The following is an 8,837-nucleotide window of genomic DNA, read 5'->3' on the forward strand; positions in this document are numbered from 1 at the left end:
GGTGCGGGCGCGGGCTTCGGTTCCGGGGTCACCGGGGTCGCTTCCGGTACGCCGCCGGCCGCCGGCCTCGGCTCACGGGCCGGACGCGCAGGGCGGGCCGGACGCGCGGGGGCGGAGGCCGCCGGAGCGTCGGGCGCGTCGCTCGCGGCGGGCGCGGCCTGGGCGGCGGCGAGCTTCTCCGCGGCCTTGCGGGCCGTGGCGATCTCCTTGGGCTCCTCGGCCGCCGGGTCGAGGGCGGGCGGGGCCGGCACCGTCCACATCCACTCGCGGAGCTTGTCCCGCTCGTGGGTCAGCTCGTGGATGTCCGTCTCCGCGTACTCGAACTCCGGCGACCAGAAGAGCGCGTCGAAGGGGCACACCTCGATGCAGATACCGCAGTACATGCAGAGGGAGAAGTCGATGGCGAACCGGTCGAGCACATTGCGGCTGCGGTCACGGCCGCCGGGGGTGGCGGCCGGGATCGTCTCCTTGTGGGAGTCGATGTAGATGCACCAGTCGGGGCACTCACGGGCGCAGAGCATGCAGACCGTGCAGTTCTCCTCGAACAGGCCGATCACACCGCGGGTGCGGGGCGGCAGTTCGGGCTGGACCTCCGGGTACTGCGCGGTGACGGTCTTCCGCGTCATCGTGCGGAGGGTGACGGCAAGGCCCTTGGCCAGGCCGGATCCGGGGATCGGCGCCATGGCTAGATCACCACCTTCACAACGCCGGTGAGGGCGATCTGGGCGAGAGCGAGGGGAACGAGTACGGTCCAGGCGAGCTTCTGGAGCTGGTCCTCACGCATCCGGGGGTAGCTCACCCGCAGCCAGATGATGATGAAGGCCAGTACGGAGACCTTGAGCAGGGTCCAGACCCAGCCGAGGCCGTCCTCCCCCATCGGGCCGTGCCAGCCACCGAGGAAGAGGACGGTGGTCAGACCGCAGAGGACGACGATGCCCGCGTACTCGGCGAGCAGGAAGAGGGCGAACCGCAGGCCGGTGTACTCGGTGTACGCGCCGAAGATGATCTCGGAGTCGGCGACCGGCATGTCGAAGGGCGGGCGCTGGAGTTCGGCGAGGCCCGCGACGAAGAAGACGACGGCGCCCACGATCTGCCAGGGCAGCCACCACCATTCCCAGGCGTTGAGGATGCCGGGCAGCGAGACCGTGCCCGCCGCCATCGCGACGGAGGCGGCGGCCAGCAGCATCGGCAGTTCGTACGCCAGCAGCTGGGCGGCGGTCCGCAGGCCGCCGAGGAGGGAGAACTTGTTGGCCGACGCCCAGCCCGCCATCAGCGAGCCCAGCACGCTGACACCCATGATGGCGAGGACGAAGAAGATGCCCGCGTCGACGACCTGGCCGACCGCGCCCTCGCTCGGGCCGATCGGGATCGCCACCAGGACGAGGAGATAGGGGAGCAGGGCGACGGCGGGCGCGAGCTGGAAGATGCGGCGGTCGGCACCGGCCGGAACCACGTCTTCCTTCTGGGCGAACTTCACACCGTCCGCGACCAGCTGGGCCCAGCCGTGGAAGCCGCCCGCGTACATGGGGCCGAGCCGTCCCTGCATATGGGCCATGACCTTGTGCTCGGCCTGCCCGATCACCAGCGGCAGGACGAGGAAGACGGCGAAGACGACGATGAGCCGGAGGGCGACGTCGAGAGCGTCGTTCACGCGGGGTCGCCTCCGGCGTTGTCGGTCGGCCCGTCCTGGCCGGGTCCGTCTGCGGACTCCGGGCCGGGCCGTTCGGCGGTTTCGGCCGGTTCGCCCGGCTCCTTCGCCTCGTTCGGTGAGTTCGGTGTGCTCGGCTTGGTCGGTTCGTTCGGTTCTTCGGCGGGGCTCGCGGCCGGGGGTTCCGGGGCGGCGGCCTCTTCCGGGCCGTCGAACGCCGGGCGGGCATGGTGCCAGGGGGCGTCCGAGGAGCGCGTGCGCGCCCCGGCCGGCTGCTCACCGGCGGGTCCGCCCGGCGGCGGAGCCGGCGGAGCCGGTGCGCTCGCGGCCTCGCCGGCCGCCTGGCTCGCCGAGCCCTCGCTCACACTCCGGTTGCGGCGCGGACCGGCGGGAGCGGACGGAGCTGCCGACGCATCCGGAGCCGACGGAGCCGACGGGGCTGCCGGAGCTGCCGGAGCTGCCGGAGCTGCCGAAACGGAATCGGAAGCGGAAGCCGAATCGGGCGCCGGCGCGGGCGGCTGGGTCGCGGACCCCTCCGCCGCCGTACGGGCACGGCGGACCGGCCGGTCGGCGGCAGCGGCACCCCCCGCGGCACGGGCGGCGCCCGCCGCACCGGCGGCTCGCGGAGTACGGGCCGGGCGGTCGGCCCCCGCCGCGCCCGCCGCCCGCGGGGTGCGGGCGGGCCGGGCCGGAGCCGGGGGAAGCTGCCCCTTCAGAGGACCCCAGTCGTTCGGATCCGGAACACCGGGCGGCAGCATCTGGCGGCGCTTGGGCCCGCCGTGCTCGCCCTCGCCCGGCTCCTTCGCCCCGGGCCATGCCTTGGCGACCCGCGCGGCCAGGACGAAGTCCTTGCGCAGCGGATACCCCTCGAAGCCCTCGGGAAGCAGAAGCGGAACCAGATGCGGATGCCCGGTGAAGGAGATCCCGAACATCTCGTGGGTCTCGCGCTCATGCCAGTCCGCACCGGCGAAGACGCCCACGGCGGTCGGCAGGACCGCGGCCTCGTGCGGGACGGTGGTGCGCAGCAGCAGCCGGCGCACCACACCGTCCGCGCCGTGCGCGAGCGAGACGACATGGGCGCAGACCCGGAAGCCGGTCCCCGGCTCGTCCACCGCGCTCAGCCAGTCGAAGAAGGTGCAGCCCAGCTCGGAGCGGGCGGTTTCCAGGGCGGCGATCCAGGACCCGGCCGGGACATCGACCGTGAGGAGGTCGTACGCGTGCTCGGCGGTGGCCTCGTCGCCGAAGATCTCGGTGACGGCGTCCGGAAGGCGGTCGTACGCGCTCACTTCTCCTCCGTGCCCGCGTCGGCAGGACCAGCCGCGGCCGGACCGGCCGGAGCCGGGGGCGGGGTGACCAGGCCGCTGCGGAGTTCGCTCACGGACGGGCGATCGGTCCCGTACCGCTCGCTCATCGACTCGCGGGCGATCTTCTCCTGAAGCTTGAGGATCCCCTGGAGCAGGGCCTCGGGGCGGGGCGGGCAGCCGGGCACGTACACATCGACCGGAATGATCTGGTCGACGCCCTTGGTGACCGCGTACGAGTCCCAGTACGGTCCGCCGCAGTTGGAGCAGGCGCCGAAGGAGATGACGTACTTCGGCTCGGGCATCTGCTCGTAGAGCCGCTTGACGGCCGGGGCCATCTTGTCGGTCACCGTGCCCGAGACGATCATGAGATCCGCCTGGCGCGGGCCGGGGGCGAAGGGGATCACACCGAGCCGGATGAAGTCGTGGCGCGCCATGGAGGCGGCGATGAACTCGATCGCGCAGCAGGCGAGCCCGAAGTTGAAGACCCAGAGGCTGTAGCGGCGGCCCCAGTTCAGGACCACCTTCATCGGCTCGGGCGCGAGCCGGGAGAGGACACCCAGCCGCTTCGGCTCCGGCAGCGATACCGGTGCCGGAGCGACCGGGACCGGATTCGGGGTCGGGGTCACGTCCATGCCAGGACGCCCTTCTTCCATGCGTAGAGCAGGCCCACGGCCAGGAAGCCGAGGAAGATGAACATCTCCACGAGCGTCGTCGCCCCGTATCCCGCGGCGGCGAAGACCGTGGCCCAGGGGAAGAGGAAGATCGAGTCCACCGCGAAGATCACATACAGAAACGCGTACACGTAGTAGCGGACCTGGGTGTGCGCCCAGCCCTCGCCGACGGGATCCACTCCGCACTCATAGGTGAGCAGCTTCTCCGGTGTGGGCACCATCGGCCGCAGCAGCCGTCCCGCTCCGAAGGCCACGGCCACGAAGAGCACGCCGATCGCGGCGAGCACTCCGACGACCGCATAGCCGGAGTGGTAGTCCGCCGCGAGCACGGCAACGGTCGGTTCCGGCACGTCCGCCCCTCGCTCCCTGACCTCGCAGACGCCGTTGGCGTTCTGTCCGACGATCTGTGTTCCGTACGCACGGGAGTCTAGGCCCTGCTTAGGGGAGGGTAAGCAGCCGCGTCCGGGAAGAGGTGGGGTTACCCCCATGTCGCACCCCCCGGCCGGCCCGACATCACCCCGCCGAGCCACCCCATGGCGCGCCGGGGGCCCGGCGGGGCAGGCTGGCGGGTATGACCGTGAGCAGAACCGTCCCCGGCACCACGTCGCGCGCGTCCGCCGACGAGGACCCGTTGCCCCCCTCGAGCTTCGCGCTGGACCGCCGGACCTGGAAGGAGATCGCCCATCTCCTGATCAATCTGCCGGTGGCGTTGATCGGTTTTGTTTACGTGGCGTTCACAATTTCGGTGGGCGCCGGCCTGTCGGTGACCGTGATCGGACTGCCCCTGCTGGCGTTCGGGCTGGCCGGGGTACGCATGCTCGGGCGCTGGGAGCGTGCCCGGGCGCGGGCGATGCTGGGCGTACGGATCGATGAACCGAGCCCGCCGCTGGGTTCGCGCCCGCTGCGGAAGGGGTTCCTCCACTGGGTGCGCCGGAGTCTGCTGGACCCGGTCGCCTGGCGGACCGCGCTGTACTGCTTCATCCGGCTGCCCTGGGGGGTGCTGACCTTCGGTGTGATCATGGTCGGTCTCTTCGTGCTCTGGCCCGTGCTCCCCTTCATCACCCGGGCGCTGACCGCCGCCGACCGGGTGATGGTCCGGGGGCTGCTGTCCCCCTCCGACGAGCTGGAACGGCGGATCGCCGAGCTGGAGTCGGACCGGGGTGTGGTGGTCGACACCGCGGCCGCCGATCTGCGCCGCATCGAACGCGACCTCCACGACGGCGCCCAGGCCCGCCTCGTCGCCCTCGCCATGGGCCTCGGCCTGGCCAAGGAGAAACTCCTCGAAGACCCCGAAGCCGCCGCCGCCATGGTCGACGAAGCCCACGGCGAAGTGAAAATCGCCCTCCAGGAACTCCGCGACCTCGCCCGCGGCATCCACCCCGCCGTCCTCACCGACCGCGGACTCGGCGCCGCGCTCTCCTCCATCTCCGCCCGCTGCACCGCCCCGGTGCGGGTCTCCGTCGAGCTCACCGAACGGCCGGCCCAGGCCATCGAGGGCATCGCCTACTTCACCGTCTCCGAGCTGCTCCAGAACATCAGCAAGCACGCACGGGCGACCAGCGCGACGGTCGAGGTGTGGCGGTCGGCCGACCGGCTGCTGATCCAGGTCAGCGATGACGGCAGGGGCGGGGCACGGCTGGACGCCGGCACCGGGATGTCCGGGCTGGCCGAGCGGCTCCAGGCCGTCGACGGGCTCTTCGTCCTGGACTCCTCGGAGGGGAAGGGGACGACCGTCACGGTGGAGGTACCGTGGCGGGAGCGGGTCGCACAGCCCTGAACCAGAGGTTCGCACAGCCCTGACCCACGGGTTCGTTCAGTCCCGGCCCGCGGATTCACATGAGTCCCGGTGTGCGGATGCGCACGGGTCCCGGCGTACGGATGCGCACAGCCCCGGCCGGCGCGTCCACCGGGTGAGCGGCGGTACGGGAGTCTCCCGTACCGCCGCTCGCACTGCCCGCACCGCACCGGCACCCGTGCCCGTACGGAGACGGCGGCACCCATGGTGGGGAAAACCCCCGTATCAACACGGCTACCGGCCTCATGGTGCGGCGGCGGCGCTCGCCGCACCCTTGTTGTCATGACAGCCCGCAGCCCAGAACGGACGACGCAGATGACCACGGACATCCCGCAGCAGCGCCCCGGTCACGGTCATCGGCAGACGCTGGTGCCCTCGGCACTGCGTGCGCCGTTCGAGAGCCGTACCTGGCGGGAGTTCGGGTATCTGATGCTGAGCCTGCCCGTCTCGATCATTCTCTTCACCTTCGCGATCGTCACCATCTCGCTCAGCGCGGGGCTGCTGGTCACCTTCCTCGGAGTGCCCGTACTGGCCGCCGGGCTCGCCGGCTGCCGGGGCTTCGGCGCGCTGGAGCGGAGCCGGGCGCGGGCGCTGCTCCACCACCATGTGGACAACCCCGAGCCGGTGCGCCCCCGGTCCAACGGCCTGATGTCCTGGGTCGGCGCGATCCTGAAGAGCGGCACCTCCTGGCGCCATCTGCTCTACGCGCTGCTGCACTTCCCCTGGGCGACAGCCGCCTTCGTGGTCACCCTCACCCTTCAGACCGTCGGCTGGGCACTGCTCTCGTACCCGCTGTGGCGGTGGGTCTTCCCGGCCTACACCTCGCAGTCCGGGATCCAGCTCTACGGCGACAGCAACGGCGACGCCTTCTATGTCGACACCCCCTTCGAGATCGCGGCCACCTCGGCGACCGGTCTGGGTGTCGTCTTCGTCTCCGCCTGGCTGATCCGGGGCTTCGCCCATGTGGACCGGGTGATGGTGACCGGGTTCCTCGGACCGTCGTCGCTGGCGACCCGGGTGGTGGAGCTGGAGTCGGACCGGGGTGTGGTGGTCGACACCGCGGCCGCCGATCTGCGCCGCATCGAACGCGACCTCCACGACGGCGCCCAGGCCCGCCTCGTCGCCCTCGCCATGGATCTGGGGCTGGCCAAGGAGAAACTCCTCGAAGACCCCGAAGCCGCCGCCGCCATGGTCGACGAAGCCCACGGCGAAGTGAAAATCGCCCTCCAGGAACTCCGCGACCTCGCCCGCGGCATCCACCCCGCCGTCCTCACCGACCGCGGACTCAGCGCCGCACTCTCCTCCATCTCCGCCCGCTGCACGGTGCCGGTGAGTGTGGAGGTGGATCTGTCGGAGCGGCCCGCTCCGGCCATTGAGGGGATCGCCTACTTCACGGTGGCGGAGCTGCTCCAGAACATCAGCAAGCACGCACGGGCCCGCAAGGCGTCGGTGGATGTCTGGCGGTCCCAGGGACGGCTGATGCTCCAGGTCCGCGATGACGGCAGGGGCGGGGCCGATGTGACGGCCGGCAGCGGGCTGGCCGGGCTCGCGGAGCGGCTGGACGCGGTGGACGGCATCCTCGCCATCGACTCCCCCGCCGGGGGTCCGACCACGATCACGGCGGAGCTGCCCTGGCGCGGCTGACCGCCCCCACCCCGCCGTGATGAGCGGGGTGGAATCGCAGGACAAAACCCACCCGGTGCCATCGAAACGCCCCCAATCACTCCTGCGCCCGCCACGGTCCGGTCCCGATACTGGGATGCTGGTTCCGACAGAGGCGGGACTTGGATCGACATGGGGGCGTCAGGGCTGTGGAAGACAGAGTGCGGGTGGTCATCGCCGAGGATTCGGTGCTGCTCCGGGAGGGCCTGACCCGCCTGCTGACCGACCGGGGGCACGAGGTGGTGGCCGGCGTCGGGGACGCCGAGCAGCTGATCAGGACGGTCGGGGAGCTCGCGGAGAAGGACTCGCTGCCGGATGTGGTGGTGGCGGATGTACGGATGCCTCCCACCCACACCGACGAGGGCGTCCGCGCCGCGGTGCGGCTGCGGAAGGACCACCCGGGGGTCGGCGTGCTCGTCCTCTCCCAGTACGTGGAGGAGCAGTACGCCACCGAGCTGCTCGCGGGCAGCAGCCGGGGTGTGGGATACCTGCTGAAGGACCGGGTGGCCGAGGTCCGCGAGTTCGTGGACGCCGTGGTGCGGGTGGCCCGGGGCGGCACGGCCCTGGACCCGGAGGTGGTGGCCCAGCTGCTGGGGCGGAGCCGCAAGCAGGACGTACTGGCCAACCTCACACCGCGCGAGCGGGAGGTCCTCGGCCTGATGGCCGAGGGACGGACGAACTCGGCGGTGGCCAGGCAGCTCGTCGTGAGCGACGGCGCGGTCGAGAAGCATGTGAGCAATATCTTCCTGAAGCTCGGCCTCTCCCCCAGCGAAGGGGATCACCGCCGTGTGCTGGCGGTGCTGACCTACCTCAACTCCTGATCAACTGACTCTCTGTCAGTTATCGCGGCGAAGGCTGGTCCTAGAACCAAAGGATGACACGGAGACCACCCCGATCAGGCCGATTGAGGGTGGACAAACATGGACACATTGGGGCATATAAATGTCTCAAGAGGGCGTCCATTATATGGGAGATCCCAGGGAAGGCCGCCCTCACAGACGTAGGGTGGCACCGGGGCCGACCAGCGAGACGGTCGGACCGAACAGCCGCCTCAAGGGAGGTCCAGTTCAGTGACGAGCCAGGTCAGCAGCCCAGCCGAACGCGCCGACGAGGCAGACGAGGCAAGCGACGCGCTTGTCGGGCAACGGCAGCCCGGAACGGATACCGAAACTGAAGCCGAAGCCGAAGCCGGAGCCAAGGAGGTTCGGCGGTTGGATCGGGTGGTGATCCGGTTCGCGGGTGATTCGGGTGACGGGATGCAGCTCACGGGGGACCGGTTCACGTCGGAGACGGCGTCGTTCGGGAATGATCTGTCGACGCTGCCGAACTTTCCGGCGGAGATCAGGGCGCCCGCGGGGACGCTGCCGGGGGTGTCGTCGTTCCAGCTGCATTTCGCGGATCATGACATTCTGACGCCGGGTGACGCGCCGAATGTGCTGGTGGCGATGAATCCGGCGGCGCTGAAGGCGAATGTGGCCGATGTCCCGCGGGGCGGGGAGATCATCGTGAACACGGACGAGTTCGCGAAGCGGGCGATGGCGAAGGTCGGTTACGACACCTCGCCGCTGGAGGACGGCTCGCTGGACGCCTACCGGGTCCACCGGGTCCCGCTGACCACGTTGACGGTGGAGGCTCTGAAGGAGTTCGGGCTGACCCGCAAGGAGGCGGAGCGGTCGAAGAACATGTTCGCGCTGGGCCTGCTCTCGTGGATGTATCACCGTCCCACGGAGGGCACGGAGGCGTTCCTGCGGTCGAAG

At 70.7% G+C, this 8,837-nt stretch carries 8 protein-coding genes and 1 pseudogene; 4 read left to right on the forward strand and 5 right to left on the reverse strand.

The annotated features are described in order from the left end of the window. Positions 1-152: 152 nt before the first annotated feature. The 5 genes and pseudogenes from AAFN69_RS10545 to AAFN69_RS10565 all read right to left on the reverse strand — a co-directional run. A pseudogene (locus tag AAFN69_RS10545) lies at positions 153-683 on the reverse strand (NADH-quinone oxidoreductase subunit I); the annotation flags it as partial. 2 nt (positions 684-685) lie between these two features. Continuing rightward, complete coding sequence (locus AAFN69_RS10550; protein WP_347728075.1) at positions 686-1,651, reverse strand: complex I subunit 1 family protein; 966 nt, start codon at positions 1,649-1,651, stop codon at positions 686-688. Further along, positions 1,648-2,934: an NADH-quinone oxidoreductase subunit C gene (locus tag AAFN69_RS10555; RefSeq protein ID WP_347728076.1), complete on the reverse strand. Its 1,287-nt coding sequence runs from the start codon at positions 2,932-2,934 to the stop codon at positions 1,648-1,650. The genes AAFN69_RS10550 and AAFN69_RS10555 overlap by 4 nt, the downstream gene beginning before the upstream one ends. Next, on the reverse strand, positions 2,931-3,584 hold the full coding sequence (locus AAFN69_RS10560) for an NADH-quinone oxidoreductase subunit B family protein (RefSeq protein WP_347728077.1): 654 nt from the start codon (positions 3,582-3,584) through the stop codon (positions 2,931-2,933). Before AAFN69_RS10560 ends, AAFN69_RS10555 begins: the two co-directional genes overlap by 4 nt. Beyond that, positions 3,575-3,973, reverse strand: coding sequence for an NADH-quinone oxidoreductase subunit A (locus tag AAFN69_RS10565; RefSeq protein WP_347728078.1), 399 nt, complete (start codon positions 3,971-3,973; stop codon positions 3,575-3,577). Before AAFN69_RS10565 ends, AAFN69_RS10560 begins: the two co-directional genes overlap by 10 nt. Before the next feature lie 221 nt (positions 3,974-4,194). Between AAFN69_RS10565 and AAFN69_RS10570 the strand changes: the two genes are divergently transcribed. The 4 genes from AAFN69_RS10570 to AAFN69_RS10585 form a co-directional block, all read left to right on the forward strand. Next, a complete protein-coding gene (locus AAFN69_RS10570; RefSeq protein ID WP_347728079.1) occupies positions 4,195-5,400 on the forward strand; it encodes a sensor domain-containing protein in 1,206 nt (401 codons plus the stop codon). Between the two features lie 333 nt (positions 5,401-5,733). Further along, positions 5,734-7,062: a sensor domain-containing protein gene (locus tag AAFN69_RS10575; RefSeq protein WP_347728122.1), complete on the forward strand. Its 1,329-nt coding sequence runs from the start codon at positions 5,734-5,736 to the stop codon at positions 7,060-7,062. Between the two features lie 179 nt (positions 7,063-7,241). Further along, positions 7,242-7,901, forward strand: coding sequence for a response regulator transcription factor (locus AAFN69_RS10580; RefSeq protein ID WP_347728123.1), 660 nt, complete (start codon positions 7,242-7,244; stop codon positions 7,899-7,901). A 249-nt stretch (positions 7,902-8,150) separates the two neighbouring features. After that, positions 8,151-8,837, forward strand: a 687-nt coding sequence (locus AAFN69_RS10585) for a 2-oxoacid:acceptor oxidoreductase family protein (RefSeq protein ID WP_347728080.1), incomplete at its 3' end; no start/stop codon positions are given.

Source organism: Streptomyces sp. CAU 1734 (assembly GCF_039888735.1).
Classification (GTDB): domain Bacteria; phylum Actinomycetota; class Actinomycetes; order Streptomycetales; family Streptomycetaceae; genus Streptomyces.

What these genes read in the sequence shown, in the direction of transcription:
- AAFN69_RS10570 (WP_347728079.1), top strand. Translation starts at nt 4,195, where the DNA reads ATGACCGTGAGCAGAACCGTCCCCGGCACCACGTCGCGCGCGTCCGCC.
- AAFN69_RS10575 (WP_347728122.1), top strand. Translation starts at nt 5,734, where the DNA reads ATGACCACGGACATCCCGCAGCAGCGCCCCGGTCACGGTCATCGGCAG.
- AAFN69_RS10560 (WP_347728077.1), bottom strand. Translation starts at nt 3,584, where the DNA reads ATGGACGTGACCCCGACCCCGAATCCGGTCCCGGTCGCTCCGGCACCG.